The 26,119-nt window shown below is 64.8% G+C and carries 28 protein-coding genes; 13 read left to right on the forward strand and 15 right to left on the reverse strand.

Annotated features, from left to right (window positions below; translation table 11 throughout):
• Nucleotides 1-45 precede the first annotated feature (45 nt).
• The 3 genes from ACXAEK_RS09565 to ACXAEK_RS09575 all read right to left on the reverse strand — a co-directional run bounded on the left by ACXAEK_RS09565 (nucleotide 46) and on the right by ACXAEK_RS09575 (nucleotide 2,221).
• Entirely contained in the window at nucleotides 46-1,098 is a 1,053-nt protein-coding gene (locus ACXAEK_RS09565; RefSeq protein WP_475041478.1) for a hypothetical protein, read from the reverse strand.
• A gap of 27 nt (nucleotides 1,099-1,125) precedes the next feature.
• Nucleotides 1,126-1,596, reverse strand: a complete 471-nt coding sequence (greA, locus tag ACXAEK_RS09570) for a transcription elongation factor GreA (RefSeq protein WP_475041480.1) — start codon at nucleotides 1,594-1,596, stop codon at nucleotides 1,126-1,128.
• Between the two features lie 244 nt (nucleotides 1,597-1,840).
• Nucleotides 1,841-2,221, reverse strand: a complete 381-nt coding sequence (locus ACXAEK_RS09575; RefSeq protein ID WP_475041481.1) for a VOC family protein — start codon at nucleotides 2,219-2,221, stop codon at nucleotides 1,841-1,843.
• Between the two features lie 95 nt (nucleotides 2,222-2,316).
• Here ACXAEK_RS09575 and soxR point away from each other — a divergent pair, with 95 nt between their 5' ends.
• From soxR to ACXAEK_RS09595, 4 genes are all read left to right on the forward strand, one after another.
• Entirely contained in the window at nucleotides 2,317-2,796 is a 480-nt protein-coding gene (gene soxR, locus ACXAEK_RS09580) for a redox-sensitive transcriptional activator SoxR (protein WP_475041483.1), read from the forward strand.
• 160 nt (nucleotides 2,797-2,956) lie between these two features.
• Nucleotides 2,957-4,606: an electron transfer flavoprotein-ubiquinone oxidoreductase gene (locus ACXAEK_RS09585; protein ID WP_475041485.1), complete on the forward strand. Its 1,650-nt coding sequence runs from the start codon at nucleotides 2,957-2,959 to the stop codon at nucleotides 4,604-4,606.
• Nucleotides 4,607-4,743: 137 nt separating this feature from the next.
• The gene (locus tag ACXAEK_RS09590) at nucleotides 4,744-6,456 is read left to right on the forward strand and encodes a tetratricopeptide repeat protein (RefSeq protein ID WP_475041486.1); all 1,713 of its coding nucleotides are present in this window, start codon (nucleotides 4,744-4,746) and stop codon (nucleotides 6,454-6,456) included.
• Nucleotides 6,446-7,267 (forward strand): 4-(cytidine 5'-diphospho)-2-C-methyl-D-erythritol kinase, encoded by an 822-nt coding sequence (locus ACXAEK_RS09595; protein WP_475045234.1) that lies wholly within the window; start codon nucleotides 6,446-6,448, stop codon nucleotides 7,265-7,267. The genes ACXAEK_RS09590 and ACXAEK_RS09595 overlap by 11 nt, the downstream gene beginning before the upstream one ends.
• 181 nt (nucleotides 7,268-7,448) lie before the next feature.
• Here ACXAEK_RS09595 and ACXAEK_RS09600 read toward each other — a convergent pair whose 3' ends face one another.
• On the reverse strand, nucleotides 7,449-8,447 hold the full coding sequence (locus tag ACXAEK_RS09600; protein ID WP_475041488.1) for a polyprenyl synthetase family protein: 999 nt from the start codon (nucleotides 8,445-8,447) through the stop codon (nucleotides 7,449-7,451).
• Between the two features lie 57 nt (nucleotides 8,448-8,504).
• Here ACXAEK_RS09600 and ACXAEK_RS09605 point away from each other — a divergent pair, with 57 nt between their 5' ends.
• The 3 genes from ACXAEK_RS09605 to ACXAEK_RS09615 all read left to right on the forward strand — a co-directional run bounded on the left by ACXAEK_RS09605 (nucleotide 8,505) and on the right by ACXAEK_RS09615 (nucleotide 9,907).
• A complete protein-coding gene (locus tag ACXAEK_RS09605; RefSeq protein WP_475041490.1) occupies nucleotides 8,505-8,720 on the forward strand; it encodes a putative signal transducing protein in 216 nt (71 codons plus the stop codon).
• A 10-nt stretch (nucleotides 8,721-8,730) separates the two neighbouring features.
• Nucleotides 8,731-9,498: a tRNA1(Val) (adenine(37)-N6)-methyltransferase gene (locus tag ACXAEK_RS09610; RefSeq protein WP_475045235.1), complete on the forward strand. Its 768-nt coding sequence runs from the start codon at nucleotides 8,731-8,733 to the stop codon at nucleotides 9,496-9,498.
• A gap of 235 nt (nucleotides 9,499-9,733) precedes the next feature.
• Entirely contained in the window at nucleotides 9,734-9,907 is a 174-nt protein-coding gene (locus ACXAEK_RS09615) for a YdcH family protein (protein WP_475041492.1), read from the forward strand.
• A gap of 64 nt (nucleotides 9,908-9,971) precedes the next feature.
• On the opposite strand, the gene yddG is transcribed toward ACXAEK_RS09615, so the two are convergent.
• Both yddG and ACXAEK_RS09625 read right to left on the reverse strand, forming a co-directional pair.
• Nucleotides 9,972-10,844, reverse strand: a complete 873-nt coding sequence (gene yddG / locus ACXAEK_RS09620) for an aromatic amino acid exporter YddG (protein WP_475041494.1) — start codon at nucleotides 10,842-10,844, stop codon at nucleotides 9,972-9,974.
• Entirely contained in the window at nucleotides 10,841-11,788 is a 948-nt protein-coding gene (locus tag ACXAEK_RS09625; RefSeq protein ID WP_475045237.1) for a transcriptional regulator GcvA, read from the reverse strand. Before ACXAEK_RS09625 ends, yddG begins: the two co-directional genes overlap by 4 nt.
• Before the next feature lie 115 nt (nucleotides 11,789-11,903).
• Between ACXAEK_RS09625 and ACXAEK_RS09630 the strand changes: the two genes are divergently transcribed.
• A complete protein-coding gene (locus ACXAEK_RS09630) occupies nucleotides 11,904-12,053 on the forward strand; it encodes a hypothetical protein (RefSeq protein WP_475041495.1) in 150 nt (49 codons plus the stop codon).
• A gap of 79 nt (nucleotides 12,054-12,132) precedes the next feature.
• Here the strand turns inward: ACXAEK_RS09630 and phbB are convergent, their stop codons facing one another.
• The 8 genes from phbB to ACXAEK_RS09670 form a co-directional block, all read right to left on the reverse strand.
• Entirely contained in the window at nucleotides 12,133-12,855 is a 723-nt protein-coding gene (gene phbB, locus ACXAEK_RS09635) for an acetoacetyl-CoA reductase (protein ID WP_475041497.1), read from the reverse strand.
• A 188-nt stretch (nucleotides 12,856-13,043) separates the two neighbouring features.
• Nucleotides 13,044-14,219, reverse strand: a complete 1,176-nt coding sequence (locus ACXAEK_RS09640) for an acetyl-CoA C-acetyltransferase (protein WP_475045238.1) — start codon at nucleotides 14,217-14,219, stop codon at nucleotides 13,044-13,046.
• Between the two features lie 365 nt (nucleotides 14,220-14,584).
• Nucleotides 14,585-15,421: an EAL domain-containing protein gene (locus ACXAEK_RS09645; RefSeq protein WP_475041499.1), complete on the reverse strand. Its 837-nt coding sequence runs from the start codon at nucleotides 15,419-15,421 to the stop codon at nucleotides 14,585-14,587.
• A 126-nt stretch (nucleotides 15,422-15,547) separates the two neighbouring features.
• Entirely contained in the window at nucleotides 15,548-16,480 is a 933-nt protein-coding gene (locus ACXAEK_RS09650) for a sterol desaturase family protein (protein WP_475041500.1), read from the reverse strand.
• Nucleotides 16,477-16,875 (reverse strand): hypothetical protein, encoded by a 399-nt coding sequence (locus ACXAEK_RS09655; RefSeq protein ID WP_475041501.1) that lies wholly within the window; start codon nucleotides 16,873-16,875, stop codon nucleotides 16,477-16,479. The genes ACXAEK_RS09650 and ACXAEK_RS09655 overlap by 4 nt, the downstream gene beginning before the upstream one ends.
• Nucleotides 16,876-17,001: 126 nt before the next feature.
• Nucleotides 17,002-17,343, reverse strand: a complete 342-nt coding sequence (locus tag ACXAEK_RS09660; RefSeq protein ID WP_475041503.1) for a hypothetical protein — start codon at nucleotides 17,341-17,343, stop codon at nucleotides 17,002-17,004.
• A gap of 85 nt (nucleotides 17,344-17,428) precedes the next feature.
• Entirely contained in the window at nucleotides 17,429-18,055 is a 627-nt protein-coding gene (locus ACXAEK_RS09665; protein ID WP_475041504.1) for a hypothetical protein, read from the reverse strand.
• Nucleotides 18,056-18,115: 60 nt separating this feature from the next.
• Nucleotides 18,116-18,679, reverse strand: coding sequence for a TlpA disulfide reductase family protein (locus ACXAEK_RS09670; RefSeq protein ID WP_475041505.1), 564 nt, complete (start codon nucleotides 18,677-18,679; stop codon nucleotides 18,116-18,118).
• A 22-nt stretch (nucleotides 18,680-18,701) separates the two neighbouring features.
• On the opposite strand from ACXAEK_RS09670, the gene argH reads away from it, so the two are divergent.
• From argH to ACXAEK_RS09695, 5 genes are all read left to right on the forward strand, one after another.
• The gene (gene argH, locus ACXAEK_RS09675; RefSeq protein WP_475041507.1) at nucleotides 18,702-20,096 is read left to right on the forward strand and encodes an argininosuccinate lyase; all 1,395 of its coding nucleotides are present in this window, start codon (nucleotides 18,702-18,704) and stop codon (nucleotides 20,094-20,096) included.
• Nucleotides 20,097-20,131: 35 nt separating this feature from the next.
• Nucleotides 20,132-20,308, forward strand: a complete 177-nt coding sequence (locus ACXAEK_RS09680; RefSeq protein ID WP_475041508.1) for a hypothetical protein — start codon at nucleotides 20,132-20,134, stop codon at nucleotides 20,306-20,308.
• A 92-nt stretch (nucleotides 20,309-20,400) separates the two neighbouring features.
• Entirely contained in the window at nucleotides 20,401-20,571 is a 171-nt protein-coding gene (locus ACXAEK_RS09685; protein ID WP_475041509.1) for a hypothetical protein, read from the forward strand.
• Nucleotides 20,572-21,106: 535 nt separating this feature from the next.
• On the forward strand, nucleotides 21,107-22,372 hold the full coding sequence (gene lysA / locus ACXAEK_RS09690) for a diaminopimelate decarboxylase (protein ID WP_475041511.1): 1,266 nt from the start codon (nucleotides 21,107-21,109) through the stop codon (nucleotides 22,370-22,372).
• A 48-nt stretch (nucleotides 22,373-22,420) separates the two neighbouring features.
• A complete protein-coding gene (locus ACXAEK_RS09695) occupies nucleotides 22,421-25,039 on the forward strand; it encodes a DUF4175 domain-containing protein (RefSeq protein WP_475041513.1) in 2,619 nt (872 codons plus the stop codon).
• 117 nt (nucleotides 25,040-25,156) lie between these two features.
• Here the strand turns inward: ACXAEK_RS09695 and ACXAEK_RS09700 are convergent, their stop codons facing one another.
• Nucleotides 25,157-26,113: a zinc-ribbon domain-containing protein gene (locus ACXAEK_RS09700; RefSeq protein WP_475041515.1), complete on the reverse strand. Its 957-nt coding sequence runs from the start codon at nucleotides 26,111-26,113 to the stop codon at nucleotides 25,157-25,159.
• Nucleotides 26,114-26,119: the final 6 nt, after the last annotated feature.

Raw genomic sequence — 26,119 nt, forward strand, 5'->3', positions numbered from 1 at the left:
CTTAAATACTCGCGCCGCAGGCAGCGGCCCGAAAGGGCCGCCCGCTTAGTCGAAGGTTCCGGCCACCCGGCCCAGCAGCATGAAGGCGCGGGCGGTGCGGGTGTTGCCGAGGGCGGAGATGTCGCTGTCGCTTGCTTCTGCCTCAAATTCGGCAAACATTTGGTCGAACCGGCGCAGGAAGTGATGCGCCGCGTCGCGGAAGATCGGGTCCTGCTTCATCCGTGCCGCGGTCAGCGCCAGCGAGGTGCGGTCGCGCACGCCGCCAAGCGAAGCCACTGCGCGGCCGCGCGCGCCCTGTCCGAACTGGCGCCAGACCTCCGGCCGGGCCATGTCCGGGCGCAGATCATCCATATAGATGCCGTCCTGGCTGAGCAGCGTTAGCACGTCCTGCGCGGCCTGGATCACCTGTGCCGCCTTGCGGTCCTTGAGGGCGGCGCGCAGAGCGGCAAAGCCTTCGTGGTCCTCGGCGGTTTCCGGGAAATTCAGCGCCCGGATGAACTGTCCCGCATCCAGCGGCGGTGCGGTGTCCTCTGCCTGGGTGCCTAGCGCCAGCGAGCCCTGTTCCGCCGCTGTCATCTCCGCCGCGGCCTCCGGAATGGCGGGGCGCAGCGGGTTGGCGCGGCGGCTGGTCTGAAAGGTTGCCAGCGCGGTTTCGGTCTTGCGGGTGGCCTCTGCGATTTCCTCCAGCCGCTTGGTCACCGACGGTTCGGCCACAGCCGCATGCTGCTGCGCCTGGGTCAGATAGGTCTGGCGCAGCCCATCAATCGCGGCTTGAAGCTGCTCGCTCTCCTCCCGCATCACCCGGGCCGACCGCGCGGCAGAGGCCGCCACCCACAGCATCGCCGGCGGCAGCACCACGGCCAGAATCCCGGTGATCAGGTCCGACCATTGCGACAGGCCGGACCCTGCCGGTGCCAGCACATAGACGCCGGTGACGATCAGCAGCCACACGGCCCCCAGGCCAATTGCCGCCAGCTCCGCCCCGCCCAGGCCATTGCCGGCAGGCGGGTCAAGCCGGCGCAGCGGGCGGCTGTCCGCCGCCTTGGCACCCGGGCCGCTGCTGGAGCCGCTGTTGGAGCCTGTGCTGGAGCCTGTCATGGATGGCCGCTGCCTTGCTGGTGCTGATCAGGAATAGACGATCTTGAGGATTTCATAGGCGCGCTCGCCGCCGGGGGTGCGCACTTCCACACTGTCGCCTTCGTCCTTGCCGATCAAGGCGCGCGCGATCGGGGATTTGATGTTCAGAAGGCCCGCTTCGATATTGGCCTCATGCTCGCCCACGATTTGCCAGGACTTCTCCTCGTCGGTGTCCTCGTCCACCACGGTCACCTTGGCGCCGAATTTGATTGAGCCGGACAGCTTGGCCGGGTTGATCACATCGGCCAGCGACAGGATGCCTTCCAGCTCCTTGATGCGCCCCTCGATAAAGGACTGCTTTTCGCGGGCAGAATGGTACTCGGCGTTTTCCGACAAATCGCCTAGCTCGCGGGCTTCGGCGATCGCCTGGATGATGGCCGGGCGTTCAACGGATTTCAGGTTCTTCAGTTCGCTTTCCAGCGCGGCGTGACCCGTGGGGGTCATCGGGATCTTTTCCATGTGATTGGTCCAGGTCGCTTATTGTTCTTGTCATGTGGAAAGCCGGAGCCCCGCAGCATCTGCCGCGGGGCCTCCGGTCCGGTTGACATTTACCTGAACCAATCCGGCGCCCGATTTCAAGTGGCCGCGGACCCCGGGCGCCGTGAAATCCGCTTATGAGGGCGAATTGGGCGGGTTTTCCACAGGTTTGCGCGGAAAGGCGCCGCGGGAGGGAAGGGCGGGCAGACCCGCCAGCCAGAGGAGATCAATCATATTGCACCGCCTCGTATTCGATGCCGTTTTCGTCGTGGAAGTAGAACCGGCGCCCTGGCTCATAGTCGCCGTGATTGACCGGCGTGTAACCGGCCGCCTTAACCGCGGCTTCGGTGGCGTCCAGGTCTTCGACGATCACCGCCAGGTGGTTCAGCCCGCCGACGATGCCATAGCTCTCCGGTGCTTTCCCGGCCGGGGTGCTGGGCGTGTAGAGCGCCAGGTAGCTGTTTTCCTCACCCACATGCACCGTATAGCCGCCGTTCTTGGCCTCGCCGGACCAGCGCACGTGCCAGCCAAACACCTCCTGCATCCATTTCGCTGTGGCGTTGGGGTCTGCCACGGTGACGTTTGCATGCTCTAAAACCGCGCTCATTGGGATACTCCTTTGCTCGGAAAAACCTGTTGATACAACTCACCGTAATTTCTAAACCTAACTTTAGCTCAAGAAGTTTTTTGCAGGAGTTTGCCATGCCCCTCTCCGCCGGGATTTCCATCGGCACCCTGGCTGAGCGCACCGGCCTCGCCGTGTCCGCCATCCGCTACTACGAGGCGCAAGGCCTGGTGGAGCCCTGGCGCAATGCAGGCGGCCAGCGGCGGTTCCACCGTGCCGACATCCGCCGGATGAGCTTCATCATGATCGCTCAGCAGTTCGGCTTCTCGCTGCCCGAGATCCGCGGGTTTCTGAAAGGCCTGCCGGGAGGGCGGACGCCAACAAAAGAGGACTGGGCGCGAATCTCCGAAGGGTTCCGCACCCATCTGGATCAGCGAATCGAAACCCTGGTGAAACTGCGCGACAATCTGGACGGCTGCATAGGCTGCGGCTGTCTGTCGCTTCCGAATTGCAAACTTTTCAACCCCGAAGACCGCGCGGCACTTAAAGGCCAGGGGCCCAGATACCTGATGGGAGACCGGCCCGAGACAGCAGCTGAGGCGGAAAATGGACACTGAGTGACGAAAACCGACGCACTTTTTGTCTCAGAACCCTGTTTTACAGGGGGCTAACGTCGAGTTTGGATTGACCTGCGGGGCTGGCAAACGCTAAGCAGCCGCGACACAAAATTGCGCCCGGTGGGGCCTGTAGCGAAAAGAAAGCCAAGGAGCGCCGCAAATGGCCGAGATTGAACGCGAAGCGATGGAATACGACGTGGTGATCGTCGGGGCCGGCCCCGCCGGTCTGTCTGCGGCCATCCGCCTGAAACAGCTGGACAGCGACCTTGAGGTCGTGGTGCTGGAAAAAGGCTCGGAAGTGGGCGCGCATATCCTGTCCGGCGCGGTGCTGGACCCTTGCGGCCTGAACGCTCTGATCCCGGACTGGAAGGAAAAAGGCGCGCCGCTGAACGTCGAAGTGAAGGAAGACAACTTCCTGATGCTGGGCGAAAACGGCCAGATCCGCATCCCCAATTTCCCGATGCCGCCGCTGATGAACAACCACGGCAACTACATCGTCTCCATGGGCAACGTCTGCCGCTGGATGGCGGAGCAGGCCGAGGAACTGGGCATCGAGATCTTCCCGGGCATGGCCTGCTCGGAGCTGGTCTATGGCGACAACGGCGAAATCAAAGGCGTGGTTGCCGGCGAGTTCGGCAAGAATGCCGACGGCACCCCCGGCCCCTCCTATGAACCGGGCATGGAGCTGCACGGCAAATATGTCTTTATCTCCGAAGGCGTGCGCGGCTCGCTGGCCAAGGAAGTGATCAATAAATACGATCTGGCGGCCGGCAAGGACGTGCAGAAATACGGCGTCGGCATGAAAGAGATCTGGGAGATCGACCCGGCCAAGCACAAGGAAGGCACTGTCACCCACACCATGGGCTGGCCGCTGGGCTCCAATGCCGGGGGCGGTTCGTTCATCTACCACCTGGACAACAACCAGGTCTACGTGGGCTTCGTGGTGCACCTGAACTACAAGAATCCGCACCTGTTCCCCTACATGGAATTCCAGCGCTTCAAGCACCACCCGGTGGTTGCCGAACTGCTCAAGGGCGGCAAGCGCGTGGCCTATGGCGCCCGTGCCATCACCGAAGGCGGCTATCAGTCGATGCCGAAACTGGTTGCACCGGGCGTGGCTCTGCTGGGCTGCTCCGCGGGCATGGTCAACGTGCCGCGCATCAAGGGCAACCACAACGCGATGCTGTCGGGCAAGGCCGCGGCCGAAGCCGCCTATGAAGCAATCAAGGCTGAGCGTTCCGGCGACGAGCTGACCGCCTATGAGACCGACGTGCGCGACGGCGCCATCGGCAAGGACCTGAAGATGGTCCGCAACGTCAAGCCGATGTGGTCCAAATGGGGCCTCACCGCCTCCCTGGCGCTGGGCGGGCTGGACATGTGGACCAACAACCTGCTGGGCTTCTCCTTCTTCGGCACCCTGAGCCACGGCAAGAACGACGCCGAATTGACCGAAGAAGCCTCCAAGCACAAGCCGATCGATTATCCTAAGCCCGATGGCGTGCTGTCGTTCGACCGCCTGACCAACGTGTCTTTCGCGATGACCAACCACGAGGAAAGCCAGCCCTGTCACCTGCAGCTGGGCAACCAGGACACCCCGATCCAGGTCAACCTGCCCAAGTTCGCGGAACCGGCGCAGCGCTACTGCCCGGCCGGCGTCTACGAAGTGGTTGAAAACGACGGCAAGCCGGAGTTCGTGGTGAACTTCCAGAACTGTGTCCACTGCAAGACCTGCGACATCAAGGACCCGTCCCAGAACATCACCTGGACCACGCCGCAGGGCGGCGATGGCCCGAACTACCCGAATATGTAACGGGAACGTTAGCATTCCGGCGGGCTTTTGCCGGATTTTATGGGGCGGTCCTTGGGCCGCCCCATTGCGTGTTGACGGGCGCCGCACTACGCTTTCTTAGAAGAGCAAAGAGCAGTTTTCCGTAAGGGGGTCCCCGCGTGCCCGTATCCATTCTTCGCAGCCTGTCCTGTGCGGCCCTGATGGCCGCCGCCGCACCCGCATTGCACGCCGAGGGGCTGGCCGGATCCTACCTGGCCGGGCGGGCCGCGACCTATGACAGCGATTTTGCCGCCGCGGCGCTGTACTACACCCAGGCGCTGGCGCGGGATCCGCAGAACCCGCTCCTGATGGAAAACGTGGTCTTTGCCCAGCTTGCCATGGGCAAGGCAGAGCTGGCGGTGCCGGTGGCGGAACGGCTGTTGCAGGCAGGCGCCCGCAGCCAGGTTGCCAATATCGTGATCGCTGGCGGCCATGCTGCCGCCGGGCACTACCAGGCCATTCTCGGCCGGGATCTTGACCGCGAGGCAATCCACCCGCTGGTCGACGGGCTGCTGGAAGGCTGGGCGCATGTAGGGGCGGGGTCTGTCTCCAGCGCGCTCAGCACCTTTGACCGGCTGGCAGAGGATGGCAGCCTGCGCCCCTTCGTGCTCTATCACCGCGCGCTGGCGCTGGCCTCTGCCGGCGACTACGGCGGGGCAGAGGAGCTGTTTGCTGCTGAAGACGGCCGTCTTGCCAGTCTCAGCCGCCGCGCCGCTGTGGCACGGGTTCAGATTCTGTCTCAGCTTGGCCGCAACAGCGACGCCCGCCAGGCGCTCAAGGCCGCCTTTGGCAGCAGCCTGGATCCGGGACTGGAAGCTCTGGACGCCCAGCTCGCCGCGGGCGAGGCGCTCGCCTATACTGTTGCCCCCACCCCCAAAGAGGGCATCGCCGAGGTGTTCTATACCTTGGGCGCTGCGCTGAACGGGGACACGGCCAATGACTATGTGCTGATGTACGCCCGCATGGCGGCCTCGCTGCGCCCGGACCATGTGGACGCCATCCTGCTCAGCGCCAGCCTGCTGGACCAGCTGGGCCGGTATGAGCTGTCAGTGGCCACCTACAAGCAGGTGCCGGGCGGCCATCCGGATTACCATGCTGCCGAAATGGGCCGCGCCGAAGCCTTGCGCCGCGCCGCCAAACCGGATGCGGCGATCGAAGTGCTGGAGCAGCTGGCCCGCGAGTTCCCCGCCCAGCCCAGCGTCTATGTGAGCCTCGGCGACCTCCTGCGCCAGCAGGAGGATTACGCCGGCGCCGCGGGCGCCTATGACAAGGCGCTGGACAATACACCGGAAGATTCTCCCAGCCGCTGGTTCCTGCTCTATGCCCGCGGCATCTGCCATGAACGGCTGGACCAGTGGGAGCAGGCAGAGGCCGACTTCCGCGCCTCGCTGGCGCTGGATCCGAACCGGCCGCAGGTGCTGAACTACCTTGGCTATTCGCTGGTGGAAAAGCGCAGCAAGCTGGACGAGGCGCTGGATATGATCGAACGCGCCGTCGCGGCGCGCCCCGATTCCGGCTATATCGTCGACAGCCTGGGCTGGGTGCTCTACCGCATGGGCCGCTTTGACGAGGCGGTCGCCCATATGGAGCGCGCAGTGGAACTGATGCCGGTGGACCCGGTGGTCAACGACCATCTGGGCGACGTCTACTGGGCCGTGGGCCGCGCCCGCGAGGCAGAGTTCCAGTGGAAGCGGGCACTCTCCTTCATCGACCCCGAAGACACCGACGGTGAGGCCGACCCGGACCGTATCCGCCGCAAGCTGGACGTCGGTCTGGATGCAGTACTGGCCGAAGAAGGCGCCGAACCGCTGGAAGTCGCCAATGGCGGCTGAGGTCGCAGCACCCGCCAAGATCAATCTGACCCTGCATGTGACCGGCCGCCGCGAGGACGGCTATCACCTGCTGGATTCACTGGTGGTCTTTGCCGATGCCGGCGACCGCCTGCATCTGGATCCCGGACCGGTTTTGGCGCTCGAGGTCTCCGGCCTGTTTGCAGAGGGCGTGCCTGCTGATGCGCGCAACCTGGTCTGGAAAGCCGCCGCCGGGGCAGGCTGGCGGGGGCGGATCAGCCTGAACAAGCAGCTGCCGCATGGCGCTGGCATCGGCGGCGGCTCCTCTGACGCCGCTGCAGTTTTACGCACATTGGCGGGGCAGGGGAGGAGCATTCCCGAAGATCTGCCGCTGTCGCTGGGCGCCGATGTTCCGGTCTGCATGGCGGCACGCGCCGCCCGGATGCAGGGCATCGGCGAGCAGGTCACGCCGGTAGAATTGCCTCAGCTGCACGCCCTGCTGGTCAACCCTGGTGTGCATGTGCCCACCGGCCCTGTCTTTTCCGCGCTGCCCTCCCGCGACAACCCGCCGATGCCAGAAGACATCCCGTCTTTCCTCACCGCTGAAGACTGCGCCGCCTGGCTGGCCGGGCAGCGCAACGACCTGGAAGCCCCGGCCATCAGCCTTGCGCCTGAAATCGCGCGGGTTCTTGCGGACCTGCGCGCCTCGCGCCAGGCTTTGCTCGCCCGCATGTCCGGCTCCGGCGCCACATGCTTTGCGCTCTACCCCACAAAAAAAGCCGCCCATATGGCAGCCTATGAAATCGGTGCAGAGCACCCCGAGTGGTGGTGCAGCGCTGTCACCTTGAGCTAAAGCGGGCAGCTCCCGCCCGCGGGCCGGCGCATCAAAGATGCTTGCCCGCCGTTGGGCCGCGCGCCGCGCTGGTGCACGGCGCGCCACCGCCCTGCGGCTTCTTTCTGGTCTGAAATACTCCGGGGGTGAGGCCATCTGGCCGAGGGGGCAGCGCCCCCTGCACCTGTACTAACGGGCCGGCTCAGTTCAGCCGTGACACAACGTAATCGGCCAGATCGCTCAGCATGGTGCGGATCTCGTGATCGGGCAGCACCTCCAGCGACGCGCGTGCCTTGGCGGCCCAGCCAAAGGCATCCTCGCGGGTCGCTTCCAACGTGCCGTATTTCGCCATCAGCGCCAGCGCCTGCTCCAGGTCGCCGTCTTGCTGCTTGCCCTTCTCGATGGTCCGGGTCCAGAACGCGCGTTCCTCGTCCGTCGCCTGCGCCACCGCCTTGATCACCGGCAGGGTCAGCTTGCGCTCGCGGAAGTCGTCGCCGACGTTCTTGCCGGTCGCCTTGCTGTCGCCTTGATAGTCCAGCAGATCATCGGCAATCTGGAAGGCAATCCCCAGCGCGTCGCCATAGGCAAACAGCGCCTTCACCTGCGCTTCCGGCGCGCCGGCAATCACCCCGCCGACCTCGGTCGCGGCTGAGAACAGCGCGGCGGTCTTGCCGCGCACCACCTGCAGATAGATGTCCTCATCCGTCTTCAGGTTCGACGCTGCTGTCATCTGCAGCACCTCGCCCTCGGCAATAGTGGCGGAGGCATTGGCCAGGATATCCAGCACCCGCAGGGAGCCGGTCTCGACCATCAGCTGGAAGCTGCGGGCAAACAGGTAGTCACCGACCAGAACCGAGCTCTTGTTATCCCAAAGAAGGTTCGCGGTCGGCCGCCCGCGCCGCTGGGCGCTTTCGTCGACCACATCGTCATGCAGCAGCGTCGCGGTATGAATGAACTCCACCGTCGCCGCCAGTTTCAGGTGATGGTCGCCCTCGTAGCCGCACAGCCGCGCCGCGGCCAGCGTCAGCATCGGCCGCAGCCGCTTGCCGCCGGCCTCGACCAGATGCGCGGTCACTTCGGGGATGCGCGGCGCATGTTCGGACGCCATCCGGGTGCGGATCAGCGCATTCACCGCCTCCAGCTCCCCGCTCAGGGTTGCGGCCAGCATCTCATGCGGTTTCCTGGTCATCACTTGGTCCATCACTTTCCCGCTCGCAAGTCTCGACAACGCCTGTGCCTTGCCCTTAGATCCATCCCCATGAAAGAGCTTTTGCGCAGCACCGATCCGACGATCATGGCCTTTGCCTCCGCCCTCCTTGAGGGAGAGGATATAGACTGCTTTCAAATGGACGTAAATATGAGCATCCTGGAAGGCGGGATCGGAATTTTCCCGCGCCGTCTGATGGTTCACGAGGATGACTACGAGGACGCGCTGGTGGTGATGCGCGACAATGAAATCCCGCTTGGCCGATGAGGCCTGTACGATGACGGGCTTTTGCGATGATGAACTGACCCGCAACGGATTCCTCGGCGGCAGGGTGCAGCTGTGGCAGCCTAGAAAGGGCTACCGCGCCGGGGTGGACCCGGTGCTGCTGGCGGCCGCCGTTCCCGCGCAGGCAGGGGAGGCTGTGCTAGAGCTTGGCTGCGGTGCCGGCCAGGTGCTCCTGTGCCTTGGCGCGCGGGTGCCGGGGGTTGCGCTGACGGGGGTGGAGCTGCAGGCGCCTTATGCGGATCTGGCCCGCCGCAACGCCGCAGCCAATGGTCATAGCATCGAGGTGTTCGAGGCTGACCTTTCCGCCCTTCCAGAGCCGCTGAAACAGCGCCAGTTCCATCACGTCATTGCCAATCCGCCCTATTACAAGGCGGGCGCCCACAGCCAGGCCCGCGACGAGGGGCGCAAGGTGGCGCTGGGCGAGGGCACGCCGCTGGCTGATTGGATCGCCGCCGCCGCCCGGCGCCTCACGCCTAAGGGCTACCTGCACATGATCCAGCGGGCGGACCGGCTGCCGGACATGCTTGCGGGCTGCGCCTGCGTTCTGGGCTCGGTGGAGGTGCTGCCGCTGGCGCCGCGCCAGACCCGCGCTGCAGAGCTGGTGATCCTGCGGGCGCGCAAGGGCGGGCGGGCGGATTTCCGTCTGCATGCGCCGCTGATTCTGCATGAAGGCACCCGGCATGAGCGCGACGGGGATAGCTACCGCCCCGAAATCCGCGCCGTATTGCGCGACGCAGCTGCCTTGCCTTGGCCAGGCTGAGGCGGATTTTTACAGCGGCGCAAACTTAGGGGCGGCATGCGCGGGATTCAACCTTTGGCGAAACCAAATTCGCTGGTTTCTGCAAAAACGCGCTTTGGCCTGCGGCAAAATGCGCGGCGCATAGCCGATATGAAAATTTCATGACAAAAATAGTGCGGCTGCAGCGTGACAGACGCGAAAACTTGTGGTCCACTCTTCCTGTCAAACACATCTAGCTCAAAGAAGGAGGGTTGCCATGAGCCTCAGCTCGCATCTGACCGAACTTAAGAAGAAGCACGAGCATCTGAGCATGGAAGTGGAACAGGCCCAACGATCACCCGGTACCGATGATCTGCAAATCGCGGCAATGAAAAAGCAGAAGCTGAAGCTGAAGGAAGAGATTTCGCGGCTGACAGCGGAAGCAGTCTAAAGCGTTCCGCCGGGCAAGACCGGCACAAGTTTTGGAGGGCCTGCCCAGTGTGGCGGCCCTCTTTTCATTTGGGGGGCCGGCTGGCGCTGGCCCGCGCCGCAATCAGCGCCCCGCCGGTGATCAGCGCCGCCGCCAGCGCCAGCCCCCAAGAGGCCGCGGCGATCCCCGCCACCACCAGAATCAGCGTCGACAGCAGCGGAGCCGCATAGGAACTGGTGCCCAGCATCTGGATATCGCCCTGCTTGACCCCGATATCCCAGACGTAAAACGCCAGCCCGACGGGCCCGAGGCCCAGGAGCAGGGTCGAGATCCAGCCCAGCGTGCCCGCAGGCCACACCGTCTCCTCCAGCGCGAAATGCAGCCCCCAGGACGCTGCAGCTGTGGCCAGGCAGAAGACCGCAACCGAACTGGTTGGCGCCTTGCCCACCAGCCGTGACAGCACCGAATAGCCGGACCATGTGAGTGCACAGAGCAGCGCCAGCCCGTAGCCTGGCAGATACTGCGCCTCAAACCCGCCGCCGCCGCCCGAAATGATCGTCGCCGCCCCGGCAAAACCCAAGCCAGCGCCAATCAGATGCCCCGCTTTCAGCCTCTCTCCGGGCAGCAGGCCCGAGAACAGCACGATCAGCAGGGGCCAGAGATAGGCAATCAGCCCGGCCTCCGCCGCCGGCGCCAGCCGCAGGGCCGAAAAATACAGCGCGTGGTAGCCAAACAGCCCCAGCGTGCCAAAAGCGTAGACCTTGAAAGGCACGTCTTTCAGCTGCCCCAGCTTGCCAGCGGCCGCGGTCCAGAAAATCCCCAGCGTGCCGCCGATGCTGAAGCACAGCGCATTCAGCAGCAAGGGCGGCGCCGGTTCCGATCCGACGGTCAGCAAGGCCAGCAGCGACCACAGAAGAACAGCGATAAAGCCGATGGCGGTCGCACGGGTCTTGGTCATGGCGGGGGAATGTCCTCGACGGGGATGATCTCAAATTCCTCCGAGACGTAGGCGGTTTTTTCGATCTCGGCAATGAACCAGTCGCGGAACGCTGCGATCTGCGGCCGGGTCTCGGTTCCCAGCGCACACAGGAACCGGAAATGCGCCTTGGTCTCAATCGCGGTCTTGAACGGCGCCACCAGGCGGCCTGCGTGCAGATCGGTGATCGCCATCCCCCGCCGCCCCAGCGCCACGCCGGCCCCCGCCACAGCTGCGTCGATGGCGTGATCGGCCTGCGAAAAATGCGAGCCATGCGTCGGGGTAAAATCAATGCCTTGTGTCCTGAACCAGGCGGGCCAGTCGCAGGGCGGGTCCAGAAAGTCAATCGACTCATCAAAGATCAGCGGCGCCTCCACCAGGCTCTGCGGCGTGGTGTAGCGTTCCGCCAGCTCCGGCGACATCACCGGCGTCACCCATTCCGGCGGCACCGGCAGCACATACAGCCCCTCATCCGGCCCATAGCCAAAACGGATCGCCACATCGACCTCGTCGCGCACAAAATCCAGCATCCGCAGTGTCGCTGAAAACCGCAGGTCAATCTCCGGATGCGCCCGGGCAAACTCATACAGCCGCGGCGCCAGCCATTTCGCCGTCAGCCCCGGTCCGGCCGTCACCGTCAGCGTGGTGTTGTCCTGCAGCCGCCGGGTGGCCCGCCAGGCCGCCGTCAGCGCCTCGAACCCCTCCGCCGCGCCGGGCGCCAGGGTCTTGCCCGCCTCGGTCAGCTCCACCGCCCGGTTCAGGCGGCGGAACAGCGGCTGGCCCAGATGCTCCTCCAGCGATTTGATCTGAAAGGACAGCGCCGCAGGGGTCACGTTCAGCTCCTCCGCCGCCTTGGCAAAGGACATATGGCGGGCAGCAGCGTCAAAGGCGCGCAAAGCGGTGAGGGGCGGCAGGCGGTCAGTCATGTTCACGTAAGTATACTTTAACTGAAGCTTGGCAAAGTCTCGTTTGTCCGTTTGACGGAACGTCCTCATATTGGGTGCAGGTAAAGGATACTGATCCGAGGAAAGGAGGCCTGACATGCTGGAATATTCTGCTAATGCCGCCACCAAGACTGCCATGGCCCGCGCCCATGCCGAACGCGGGCAGGTACTGAAGCGAGCATGGATCTGGCTGTTCAGCAAGCGGCCGGTGCCAGCCCTCCGCCCCAAGGTTTCCCGCTGGGCCTGAGCGCGCACGCGTCCTTACGGGATGGGAAAAGGGCCGGTCCATCTGGACCGGCCCTTGCCGTTTTCGCTGGCAGATCAGCTTAGACGAAGAACTGCGCCCCGTTGGCAGAGATGGTCGAGCCGTTGATGAAGCCCGAGTCGTCGGAGGCCAGGAAGGCCACGCAGCGGGCGATCTCTTCCGGCTCGCCCAGGCGGCCGGCCGGGATCTGGCCGATGATCAACTCACGGACCTTCTCCGGAACCGCCATCACCATCTCGGTGGCGATATAGCCGGGGCAGATGGCGTTGGCGGTGATGCCTGCCCGCGCGCCTTCCTGGGCCAGCGACTTCACGATGCCCAGATCGCCGGCTTTGGTGGCGGCATAGTTCACCTGGGCGAACTGGCCCTTCTGGCCGTTGATCGAGGAGATCACGATGACGCGGCCGAACTTGCGCTCGCGCATGCCGGGCCAGATCGGGTGCACGGTGTTGAACACGCCGGTCAGGTTGGTGTCGATCACTTCCTGCCACTGCTGCGGGGTCATCTTGTGGAACGGCGCGTCGCGGGTGATGCCGGCGTTGGCCACCACGATGTCGATCGGGCCCAGGTCCGCTTCGACCTTGGCAATGCCTGCAGCGCTTTCCTCGTAGCTGCCGACATTCCACTTATAGGTCTTGATGCCGGTTTCCTCGGTGAACTTTGCCGCGGCTTCGTCATTGCCGGCATAGGTGGCTGCCACAGTGCAGCCCTGCGCCTGCAGCGCCTGGGAAATTGCTGCGCCGATGCCGCGGGAGCCGCCGGTGACGAGTGCAGTACGTGCCATTCAAGAATCCTCCAGTAATAGTCTCTTGGTAATCTTGCTACAGTTTGCGGTGAGCAAGCGCAACAATATTGCGCGGCAAAATTCTGCGATGCCGCGAAAAAATTGTCGCACCTGCAGTATAAGGCGCCCATGTAAAAGAAAAAGGACGCCCGGGGGCGTCCTTCAGATTTAACGGTTTGTTGCCGGTTTTATGGGCGTTCGACGCACATGGCGACGCCCATGCCGCCACCGATGCACAGGGTGGCGAGGCCTTTCTTGGCGCCGCGGCGCTTCATTTCGAACAGCAGGGTGTTCAGAACCCGGCAGCCGGAGGCACCGATCGGGTGGCCGATGGCAATGGCGCCGCCGTTCACGTTCACAATCGACGGATCCCAGCCCATGTCCTTGTTGACCGCGCAGGCCTGGGCGGCAAAGGCTTCGTTGGCTTCGACCAGATCCAGGTCATTGACCGACCAGCCGGCTTTCTCCAGCGCCTTGCGCGAGGCGTAGACCGGGCCCACACCCATGATCGACGGATCCAGGCCGGCGGTTGCATAAGACGCGATGCGGGCCAGCGGCTCGATGCCGCGGCGCTCGGCCTCATCGGCGCTCATCAGCAGGGTGGCAGCGGCGCCGTCGTTCAGGCCAGAGGCGTTGGCGGCGGTGACCGAGCCGTCCTTGGCAAAGGCCGGGCGCAGTTTCTGCATCGCTTCAATGGTGGCACCGTGGCGGATGTATTCGTCCGCGTCCACGGTGATGTCACCCTTGCGGTGCTTGACCACAAATGGGGTGATCTCATCAGCGAATTTGCCCGCCTTCTGCGCCGCTTCCGCCTTGTTCTGCGAGGCAACGGCAAATTCATCCTGCATGTCGCGGGAGATCTGCCACTGCTCAGCCACGTTCTCGGCGGTCTGGCCCATGTGGTAGCCGTTGAAGGCATCCCACAGGCCATCGCGGATCATCGTATCGATGTATTTCATGTCGCCCATCTTGTGGCCGGCACGCAGATGCGCGGCATGGGGGGACAGGGTCATGTTCTCCTGGCCGCCGGCGGCGACGATGGACGCATCGCCCAGCTGGATGTGCTGTGCGCCCAGTGCCACGGCACGCAGGCCCGAGCCGCAGACCTGGTTGATGCCCCAGGCGGCGCTTTCCTTGGGCAGGCCTGCATTGATATGGGCCTGGCGGGCCGGGTTCTGGCCCTGCGCCGCGGTCAGCACCTGGCCCAGGATGGTTTCGGACACTTCGGATTTGTCCACACCGGCGCGTTCCACAACGGCTTCCAGCACCGCGGCGCCCAGGTCATGGGCCGGGGTATTGGCGAACGAGCCGCCAAAGGAGCCGACGGCGGTGCGCGCGGCGGATGCGATTACAACATTGGTCATTGATTTCTGGTCCTCTGCCATCAATTCTGGTCTCCCGGGAGAGCGCCGCGCACACGATGCAGAATCGTCCGCGCAAGAATCTTTCCCGTATCCTCCGGGTACCGACATAATCTATTGCTGCACGTGCAGCAATTGCCAGCGTGTCCCAGGGGGTGCGGCAAAGTCAACCGCCAGAAACGCCCTTGGATGCAGGAATTCCGTCAGCCGCGGCGGATAATGCTGCAAGGCAGCACAGGCACAGGCGGCTAAGCTGCTGCCGGGGCGGTGAAATTCCGGGGCGGCAGGAGGGGAGCAGACCGCTGCCGCGCGCGCATCAGCCCATGGCAGCAGTGGTCTGCCGGGCCTGGTCCGGTCCGCAAGGCGGCTCAGCCAGCCTCCTGGCGTTTCATTTCTTCGATCCAGGGCGGCGTGACGGATGGCGCGCCGAACAGGTAGCCCTGCAGGCAATCGACGCCGTTCTCGACCAGGAACTCCGCATCCTCCTGGCTCTCCACCGACTCCGCGACCGTGAACATGTCGAACTGCTTGGCAATGCCGATCAGGGCGCGGACAACCGACTGGTTGTCGTGGCTGGCGTGAATGCCGCGCACGAACTGGCCGTCGATCTTGACCGCGTCAAAGAAGAACTGGCGGAAATTGCCGATAGAGGTGGTGCTGGCGCCGAAGTTGTCGAGCGCAAAGGCAATCCCGTGCTGCTGCATCCGGCCCATGAAGTCGGTCACCAGCTCCGGCGCGGCCATGGCGGAGGCCTCGGTGATTTCCAGCACCAGCCGTTCGCCCAGCGTTGCGTCGCGCTTCATGAACCGGTCCAGCACCTGGTTCCAGCGCTGATAGCCGATGGAGCGCGCAGACATGTTCACCGACAGGCGGATCTGCGGGTATTTCTCCAGCGCCTTCAGCCCGTGCTGCAGCGCCAGGCAGTCCATCTCGCGGCCGATTTCCTTGTCCTCGACCACATGCATGAATTCGCGGGCGGGAATCACCCGGCCGGTCGGGTCCAGCACCCGGATATAGCCCTCGTAAAAGGCGACCCCGTGCGGCGCCATGGCCTGCATGACGGGCTGATAGGCCAGCACCGTCTGATTGTGCCGCACGGCGTCGGCAACCATGTCCAGGGTGGAGCGGTCGCGCCCGGCCACCGCGGCGTTCAGCGGGTTTTCGGAGCCTTCGGGGAGATCTGCCTTGGCATTTCGTCTTTTCATGTTCAGCTCAGGCCCTGTTCCGGCAAAGATGTCACTTAATATGATGCTCCAGGCAGTGTCCTGCAAAAGGATTGCTGCGGGATTAAAATTCGAATTTGAACGATCTGCCCTCCAGCCGCCCGGTGTTCAGCCGTCAAAGCCCGGGGTGCCGGCATCTTCGGGGTGGCGTGCCAGATGCGCCGCCTTGATCCCGGCAGAGGTGTCGCGGCTGCCGTCATGGCTGTAGCCGGGCGGCGCAAAGGCATAGAGCAGACGCTGTTTCCAGGTCAGCCCGGGCTGGGCCATGTCCTTGAAAATGCCGACCCATTCATGAAAGGCGACCCTAAGCGGGTTGAATGTGGCGATGTTATGCACCAGGCCGTAATCTGGGCGGTCGTGGTCCTGTTCCGGCACGAAGGTGCCGAACATCCTGTCCCATATGATGAAGACGCCGGCATAGTTGCAATCCAGGTAGCGCGGGTTCCTGCCATGGTGGGCGCGGTGGTGGCTGGGGGTATTCATCACCGCCTCGAACCAGCGCGGCAGCCGGGTGACTGCCTCGGTGTGGATCCAGAACTGGTAGATCAGGTTCAGCCCGCCGCAAAACAGCACCAGCGCCGGGTGAAACCCCAGCAGCACCATCGGCGCCTTAACCACCATCATAAAGGTGAAGGTCCCGGTCCAGGTCTGCCGCAGCGCAGTGGTCAGGTTGTAGTGCTGGCTGGAGTGATGATTGACATGCGACGCCCAGACCCAGCGCACCCGGTGGCCAAGCCGGTGCACCCAGTAATAGCGCAGGTCATCGAGCACAAAGCAGACAAGGACCGCCCCGGCTGAAGTCCCCATGTCCAGCGGCGTCAGCTGCCACAGGAACATCAGAAAACCCCAGGCGATGAAGCCCAGCAGCAGCCCTTCTGCAACGCTGCCCGCGCCCATGATGAGGGAGGTCACCGCATCGCGGGTCTCATAGCGTCCGCCACGCTTCTTCAGGGCGATCCAAAGGAGCTCGGCCAGGATCGCGGCGATGAAGAACGGCACCGCCAGCTGGGTCGCGTCAGGGTATGAAATCTCTGCGGTCATGCGGCCTCCGCTGGGGGTGCGATCAGTTCCAGCCATTGGCGGCGTTCCGCCTCTGCCAGGCACAGGGAGAGGCCGGGGGCGGCGAAGTCGTTGAATTCAAAGCGCAGCCCGGCGGCGGTCTCGCGGATCCTGCTGCCGGTCAGATGGCGGCCAACGGTATCGGCGCCAAAGGCCCAAAGCAGCCCGGGCCCGGTTCCGGTCGCAACCAGGGCGGCCCGTCCGCTGGCGGCGGGCAGCACCTTGATAACGGTGTCCTCCGGAAAATGGCGCAACCAGGCCGCGCGGGCGCTTGCCGCGGTCACCACGGTCTGCCGGGAGCGTCCCGTCACGTGCAGCAGAATGGCAATTGCTGATATCCCGCCCGCGACCAGGGCCAGCAGCAGTTCCAGCGGCATGAGCGTCCTCCCGCAGGCAGACTGGCGGGCGGGCGGAAGGCTGTCAAAGGTGGCGTGGGGTCAACCGCGGCCGTCCCCGCCCCCAGCTCCGGGGGCAAGGGCAGGCTGGCCTTGGCAAGCCGGGGTCTACATCGCCGCAGCCGCGCGCTGCGCCTTTGGCAGCACCTGCATTTGCACCACCCGCTCGACAAAGGGCACCAGCCCTTCGGGACCGGAGGCGCGGTCCTTGAGGTGAATGCAAACATCGGGCCTCAGCGCCGCGATGATGCCGATGAGGTCGCCGCGGATCTGATCGTCCAGACCCGCACCCATGATCACGCATTCGATGCGCGGCTCGGTTTCCAGCTGGCGCACCACCTCGGGCTGGTCATGGGCGCCCAGCCATTGGATCGGCAGATGGTCCAGCTGCTCGGCCACATTGCCGATCACATGCGGCAGCTTGCCGATCAGTAACACAACAGGTTTCATATCATTCTCCACCCAGCACAGGGGCGCCGTTTCGGGGCGTCCCTCAAGGTACAGGTAGTGCGAAACTCTGCCGGGTCAGGAGTTGCTACGGACGGGCGACATGGATGACGCGGCAGGTGTCGCCTTCATTCTTCATAACATTTTGCACGATGTGAGCTGAAGTATTGCTATTGATTTTTTCAATACTGGATTCACAGCCTCGTATCGCCGAAGCCTTTGCTTCGATCTCTGTGTCGTATCCCCAGCTATACCCAGGGGCACCGAAATCGGTTGTTGCGAATGCGCCGAATTTGCCGTCCTTTTGCAGTCGCTGGTACTTTTTGAAAAGACGGTTTCCAGTTTGGCTTAAAGTGACACCGTTCCCCGTTGCAGGGGTCTTAGGACCAACGGTTGCGTAAAGCTCGCAGTGGGATGGGTTCTGCGACTTAAGGTGACAGGATTTCCGAGCACTTTGCTTGGCCAGCTCCATGTTCCTTGTGTCCCAGAATTCGGCAGATATGTCTTCCTGCTGGTTGACATAAAGTGCGCCATAATAATCTGCATTTTTCTTGAAGTGGGCGAAGTCTTTCTTGACTTCGCCCTTCAAACGTTCAGCAGAATGAATTGTGACCTTGGACCGGTGTCCTTCGAGCAAAATCTCCGCCTGGAGGGGAGCAATGTTTGCAAAAAGTGCGATGGCTGCTGCTGACAAGCCGGTAAGAATCTTTGTCAAAATAGTCTCCTGGGGCCAGTATTCCGGCCCCAAGCTACTCACTTGAATTTCAAGCGCAAGCTACTTTGAGGCGATCATCGCCTGAACAATCGCCTTGGCACTGTCTGAATTCCACTCGGCGTCGCCCAGGAGCCGCGCGACCTCCTTGCCGTCGCGGTCCAGCAGCACCGTGATCGGCAGGCCGATCACCGCCATCTCACGGGCCAGCGCCTGTTTCGGATCCTGGTGGCGGGGCAGTTTGGTGATGCCAACCTCGTCAAAGAACTTCTGGATACCCGCGGGCGAGTTGCGCCCGGTGGCAATGGTCAGCACCTCGAAGTCTTCGCCGCCGAATTCCTCCTGCAGCTCAGACAGCTGCGGCATCTCCTTGCGGCAGGGGGCGCACCAGGTGGCCCAGAAATTGAGCAGCACCACCTTGCCCTGGTAATCCTCCAGGCTGGCAGTGCCGGCGCCGTCGGCCAGCTCAAACGCCGCGGCCGAGGTGTCGCGCGGCTCGGAATGCACGACCAGCCGCTTGAGGCTGTCCTCGCGCAGCGCTTCCAGCTGCGCCTGATCTGCCGCAGCCGCGGCATTTGCACCCAAGGCGAGGGCCATATAAAGGGAAAGCTGACGAAACAGACGCATATTATCTCCGGGGTTCCACACCATGACAGATCAATCCTCGAACCAGATGTGGGGCGGCCGCTTTGCCGCAGGTCCCGACGCGATCATGGAGGCGATCAACGCCTCGATCGGGTTTGACAAGCGGATGGCAGCACAGGACATCGCAGGCTCCAGGGCCCATGCGGCGATGCTGGCCGCGACAGGCGTCATTACGGATAATGATGCTGAGGCCATTCGGGAAGGGCTGCTCACCGTTTTGTCAGAGATCGAGGGCGGAAGTTTCCAGTTTTCCACTGCGCTGGAAGACATCCACATGAATGTGGAGGCGCGGCTGAAGGAAATCATCGGCGAGCCTGCAGGGCGTCTGCACACCGGCCGGTCGCGCAACGACCAGGTGGCGACCGATTTCAAACTCTGGGTGCGGGACCAGCTGGACGCGGCGGAAAGCGGCCTGCTGGCCTTGATCCGCGCGCTGCTGAGCCAGGCCGAGGCGGGCGCCGATTGGGTGATGCCGGGCTTTACCCATCTGCAGACTGCGCAGCCGGTCACATGGGGCCACCACATGATGGCCTATGTGGAGATGTTCGGCCGCGACCTCAGCCGCGTGCGCGACGCACGCAAACGCATGAACGAATTGCCGCTGGGCGCGGCGGCGCTGGCGGGCACCTCCTTCCCGATCGACCGGGAGATGACCGCATCTGCGCTGGGCTTTGACCGCCCCGCCGCGAACTCGTTGGATGCGGTCTCCGACCGCGACTTTGCACTGGAATTCCTGAGCGTGGCTTCGATCAGCGCCGTGCACCTTTCCCGCTTTGCCGAAGAGCTGGTGATCTGGTCCTCCGCCCAGTTCCGCTTTGTCACCCTGTCGGACCGCTTCTCCACCGGCTCGTCGATCATGCCGCAGAAGAAGAACCCGGACGCGGCCGAGCTGATCCGCGCCAAGGTGGGCCGGATCTTTGGCGCCAATACCGCGCTGATGATGGTGATGAAGGGGCTGCCGCTGGCCTATTCCAAGGACATGCAGGAAGACAAGGAACAGGTGTTTGACGCCGCCGACAACTGGATGCTGGCGCTGGCGGCGATGGAAGGCATGGTGCGCGACATGACCGGCAACCGCGAGAGCCTGGCGGCCGCCGCAGGCTCCGGCTTCTCCACCGCCACCGACCTGGCCGACTGGCTGGTGCGGGTGCTGAAGGTGCCGTTCCGCGATGCCCACCACGTGACCGGCACCTTGGTGGCGATGGCGGAATGCCGCGGCTGCGATTTGCCGGACCTTTCGCTTGCGGATATGCAGGGCGTTCACGAAGGCATCACCGAGGACATCTTCACTGTGCTTGGCGTCGAAAACTCGGTAAACTCCCGCATGTCCTACGGCGGCACCGCGCCGGCGCAGGTGCGGGCGCAGATCGCCCGCTGGCAGGGCATCCTGGCGGGCTGACGCCCGCGCAGCCGGCTGCGGCAAGGAGGCAGACAATGCGCAACATGATCTATGCTTTGCTCGGGCTGGCGGTTCTGGCCGCCTGCGGGGTGGACGGCGAGCCGGTGCAGCCGACCCTGAACGCAGGTATCGGTGTCGGCGGCAGCGGCGTCCATGTCGGCGGCGCGGTCGGGCTGCACAAGGGGCCGGTCAGCGTCTTTCTGGGCTTCTAGCGCCTGCGGCGCCCTTGACGCCGCAATGCAGAAACACCACCTAGGATCTGCCCCGGCCTGCCGCCGGGGCGGTTTTTATTAAGGATGCTGGAATGAAGCTTGCGATTGTTTTTCTTGCCTTGGCCGGCCTGGCCGCCTGCGACACAGGCCTGCCGGCGGCCACCAGCGCACCAGCGCCCAATGCGCCGCAAAAGCATCAGCCCGCGGAGCCGGGTGTCTCGGTCTCCGGCTATGCCCGCGCGGGCGTGTCCCACACGTTCTGAACAGCGCATTTGCCGTCCGGGGCTGATCCCCGTCCGGTTGTTTGCTGCTGTTGTGCATTCCGTTTCTGATCTGCTGAGGCCAGCGGTAAGGAGTGGCGGCGCCGCCAAGGGGCGGAGGCGGGACGGGAGGGTTGCTCCCGCACGCGAAACGTCGTCTGTGCGTGCCCGTGCCAAAGGGCCCTGTTCCAAGGTGCCGGGGATGTCAGGCCCGGCAGTGACCGCGATCAGGGGCAGTATGCCAGTTCGGGCTTAAGATGCCGTGACAGGGGCGTGCGCCGGGTGTGCAACACCCAGGACGCCTCGTTTGTCGCAACCGTTTTACAATGAGTATTTGAAGCAAGATGAAAGAGCAGCCCATTGTCACCTTGCAGGCAAATACTCAAACCCCGCCGCGCGTCAGCGCGGCGCACGGCCCAACGGCGCGGGCGCATCTTTGATGCGTTTGCGGCGGGCGGGAGAGCGCCTTTGTGTCCGGCAGGGCGTGCAGGGCGGAATCATTTGATCCATCTGCCCCTTTTGCCCTAAACGCAGGCCCATGGATCATTTTCTCTACCGCGACGGCGCGCTTTACGCCGAAGACGTTCCCATCTCCGAGATCGCCGCGGCGGTGGGCACTCCGTTCTATGTCTATTCCACCGCCACCCTGCTGCGCCATTTCCGCCTGTTCGACGAGGCGCTGGAGGGCACCGATCACCTGGTCTGCTTTGCGATGAAGGCGGCCTCCAACCAGGCGATCCTGAAGACACTGGCGCAGGCCGGCGCGGGCATGGATGTGGTCAGCCAGGGCGAATACCTGCGCGCCAGGGCGGCAGGGGTGCCGGGCGACAAGATTGTGTTTTCCGGCGTCGGCAAGACGGCAGAGGAAATCCGCGTGGCGCTCACCGGCGGTATCCGCCAGTTCAACGTGGAATCCGAACCGGAGATGGACGTGATCAGCGCCGTGGCTGCGGAGCTGGGCACCAAAGCCCCGATCACCATCCGGGTGAACCCGGACGTGGACGCCAAGACCCACGCCAAGATTGCCACCGGAAAATCCGAGAACAAGTTCGGCATCCCGATTGCCCGCGCGCGTGAGGTCTATGCCCGCGCCGCCGCGCTGCCGGGGCTGGAGGTGGTGGGGATCGACGTCCACATCGGATCGCAGCTCACTGACCTGGAGCCTTTCCGGCTGGCCTATCAGAAGGTGGCGGAGCTAACCGAGGTCCTGCGCGCTGAGGGCCATAACATCCGCCGCCTGGATCTGGGCGGCGGTCTTGGCATTCCTTATGAGCGCTCCAACACTGCACCGCCCTTGCCGGTTGAATACGGCCAGATGGTCAAGCAGACCCTGGGCCACCTGGGCTGCGAGATCGAGATCGAGCCGGGCCGGCTGATCGCGGGCAACGCGGGCCAGCTGGTCAGCAAGGTGATCTATGTGAAGTCTGGCGAGGGGCGCGATTTCCTCATTCTGGACGCCGCGATGAACGACCTGATCCGCCCGGCGATGTATGAGGCGCATCACGACATCATCCCGGTCGAGGAAGCCGCGGCGGGTGTGGAAAGCCAGCCCTATGACATCGTTGGCCCGGTCTGCGAAACCGGCGATACCTTTGCCAAGCAGCGCGACCTGCCGCCGCTGGCATCGGGCGATCTGGTCGCCTTCCGCAGCGCCGGCGCCTATGGCGCGGTAATGGCCAGCGAATATAATTCCCGCCCGCTGATCCCGGAGGTGCTGGTGCACGGGGATCAATTCGCGGTTATTCGCCGCCGCCCGGACTATGAAGAGATGATAAACCGCGATACCATCCCGGAGTGGCTCTGAAGCGATCCGGGCGCGATCCGGCGCGGGCCATCAGATCATGAGGCCCGAATGCCCTTTGACCGCCTTAGAAACCGGCAGGCCGATCCGGTCCTGAAACACCTGCGCTGGCCGCTGGGCCTGACGCGGGCCGGGCTGGCGGCGGAGCGTGCCTTGCGCAGTTTCTGGCCGCTGGCCTCATTGCTGATGGCGGCGCTGGCGGCGCTGATGCTGGGGCTGCACCAGTTGCTGCCGGAGCGGCTGGTTTGGACCGGCGCGATGGCGGTGCTGATTGCCGCGGCGGCGGCGCTGGGCTGGGGCCTGTGGCGCTTCCGCTGGCCCAGCAAGGCCGCGGCGCTGGCGCGGCTGGACCAGACCCTGCCGGGCCGTCCCGTTGCCGCGCTTCTTGATACGCAGGCCATTGGCGCGGACGACGCCGCCTCAGCCGCGCTGTGGCAGGCGCACCAGCGCCGGATGGCAGCGGCGGCGGCCCAGGCCAAGGCTCCGGCGCCTGATCTCAACATTGCCTCCTTTGATCCCTACGCCTTGCGCTACATGGCGGGGTTGTTTCTGACGGTGGCGGTGCTGTTCGGGTCGATCTGGCAGGTGGCCACGGTGAAGGACCTGGGCAAGGGCGGCGGTGGCGTGCTGAACGGCCCGGCCTGGGAAGGCTGGGCTGAGCCGCCCGCATATACCCGCCTGCCGGTGCTCTATCTGAATGACCAGGACGGTGACGTGCTGAAACTGCCTCAGGGCAGCCGCGTCACCCTGCGCTTCTACGGCGAGGTGGGTGCGCTGGAGCTGGCGGAGACTGTCTCCGGCCAGCAGGTGGGCGAAGCGGATGCCCTGCAGACCGCAATGGAATTCGGCGTCACCCGCAGCGGCAGTTTTGCCATCGAGGGCGAAGGCGGGCGCAGCTGGCAGGTGGAGGTGATCCCGGACAATCCGCCCAAGGTGGCCGTCGCTGGCCAGCCTGAGCTGGAAAACGATGGCTTTACCGCCCTGGCCTTTGCAGCGCAGGATGATTACGGCGTGGCGGCCGGGCAGGTGCGGATCACCCTGGATCTGGCTGCGGTGGAGCGGCGCCACGGGCTGGCCGCGGACCCCGACCCGCGCGAGGCGCTAGTGCTGGACCTGCCGCTGCCCTTGTCAGGTTCGCGCAAGGATTTCACCGAGAAACTGATCGAGGATTTTGCCCGGCACCCCTGGGCCAATCTGCCGGTGGTCTTCACCTTCTCTGCTATGGATGAGGCGGGGCAATCCGCGGCAGCGGCCGGGTTCGGAACAGATTTGCTGACCCGGCGTTTCTTTGACCCGCTGGCTGCGGCGGTGATCGAACAGCGCCGCGACCTGCTGTGGGCACGCGCCAATGCGCCGCGGGTGGCGCAGATCCTGCGTACCCTGTCGCACCGGCCCGAGGGGCTCTACCGCGACTACGGCGATTATCTGCGGCTGCGCACCATCCTGCGGCGGCTGGAGAGTTATACCGTTGCCGGCGCGATCCCCGAGCGGCAGCAGGAGGAGATCGCCGCCGCGCTGTGGGATCTGGCGATCCAGCTGGAAGAGGGTGATGTGGGCGACGCGCTGGAACGGATGCAGCGGGCGCAGGAGCGGCTGAGCCAGGCGATGCGCGATGGTGCCAGCGAGCAGGAGATCGCCCACCTGATGCAGGAGCTGCGCGAGGCGACCCAGGATTACCTGCGCCAGCTGAGCCGGATGGCCGAAAACAATGGCGAGATGATGGAGCCGGGCGAGATGCCTGACGACATGATGACCCTCAGCCAGGACGACCTGCAGGCGATGATGGACCGCATCCAGGAGCTGATGGAGCAGGGCCGCATGGCCGAGGCGGAGCAGGCGCTGCGCGAGTTCCAGCAGATGATGGAAAACATGCGCATGACCCGCTCGCAGCAGGGGCAGGGCCAGGGCAATGAGGGCCGGGAGGCGATGGAGGGGCTGGCCGAGACCCTGCGCGAGCAGCAGGGCCTGTCGGATCAGGCCTTCCGTGATCTGCAGGAGCAGTTCAACCCCGGCGCCCGCAGCGGCGAGAGCCAGGGTAACGAGGGCCGCGACGGCGGCCTGGGCCGCGGCCAGAGCCACCAGGGCGGCCAGGGCGGTGACGAGGGCCAGGACGGTCAGGGCGGCGAGGGTGCGGACAGCCGCAATCCCGGCGGCCAGGGCAGCGACGGCCGCGACCAGCCAGGGCAGGGCGGCTCGCTGGCCGACCGCCAGCAGGCGCTGCGCCAGCAGTTGCAGCAGCAGCAGGACGGGCTGCCCTATCTGGGCGGCGAGGCCGGCGAGGCCGCGCGCGAGGCGCTGGACCGGGCAGGCCGCGCTATGGAGGGGGCCGAGGAGGCCTTGCGCGGCGGCGATAATGCCGAGGCTATTGACCGGCAATCCGACGCGATGGAAGCGCTGCGCGAAGGCATGCGCAGCCTGGGCGAGGCGCTGGCGCAGCAACAGCAGCCGGGGCAGCAGAACGGGCAGCAGCCCTCTGCCACCGCGCAGGGAGAGCGCCTGGACCCGCTGGGCCGCAACAACGGCAGCATCAGCGACGGCGGCAAGGTGGGCGAGGGCAATGCCTACCGCCGCGCCTGGGATCTGCTGGAGGATATCCGCCGCAGGGCCGGCGAGCGGGAGCGCAGCGAGCGCGAACGCGGCTATTTGCAGCGGCTGCTGGACCGGTTCTGAGCGCCGGTGCCACATGCCGGGTCCGGATGACGGCCCGTCCTGAGCGCCTGAAAGAGGCCGGTCAGGCCGTACCGGTCACTGGACGCGGCTCACTGAATGTGAGTTGCTGAGTGCGGGTTACTGGACGCCGGTCAGTGATTTGACCTGACCGTCCAGCCACAGCCGGGCCTGATCCACCCATCCGACATAGCTGGTAAGCATGGAATCCGCCTGCGGCAGCTTCTCGGCAATCAGTGGCGCATTGTCATAGACCATGACCAGGATCAGTGCGGCAATGACCGAGACCGAGAAGCCGCGGGCAAAGCTGCTTTTACGCCGCGCAGCCTGGTCTTGCGGATCGGTCTGCGGGGCGGGGGCCGCACCGCCGGCAGAGCGCAGGGTCGAATTGATTTCCTCAATATCCGGCAGCAGTTCCTTGCGGGAGCCGCTTTCGGCGGCGGCAATCTGGCGCGGGTCCTCGCCGCGGATGCGCGCCATCCGGTCCCGCGCCTGGCGGCTGCGGCGGGCGGCCTCGTCCTCTGCGGCCGCGGCCTCCTCAAGCCCCAGATCGGGCTGGGTTTCCAGCCCCTGGCTTTCGGCAGCACGCAGCGAGGCTTCGCGTTCGGCCTCCTCGCGAAGAATGTCCGTCAGCGCCGGATCCAGCGCCCGGTTGCGCGGCGGCGCAGTGCCGGCGCTGTCCTCTGGCATCTCCTCTGCCACCTCCTCTGCCGGGGCGGGGGCATCTTCTACTTCGGGGCTATCCGGTTCAGCTGCTTCCTGGGCAGGTGCCGTATCATAGGAATAATCTGCCGTGTCCTCAGGCTCGGCTTCTGCCGCTGCTTCTGCCTCCGGTTCAAGGGAGGTGTCCGCTTCCGGCTGCTCCTCGGCACTGTCCAGGGGCGGTTGCGGCGCGGCTTCCTGCGGCATGGGGGCAGCGGCTGCCACCTCTGCCGGTTCTTCAGCTGCGGCAATGCCGGGCGCGGCTTGAAACCAGGTCTGGCCGCAGTTGGAACATTGCACGTCCCGGCCTTCCGCAGGGATCACATCCTCGGGCACTTCGTACTGGGCTGCGCAATTCGGGCAGGTCAGGCGCATCATGCT

It is taken from the genome of Leisingera sp. ABM4_101 (genome assembly GCF_056158725.1).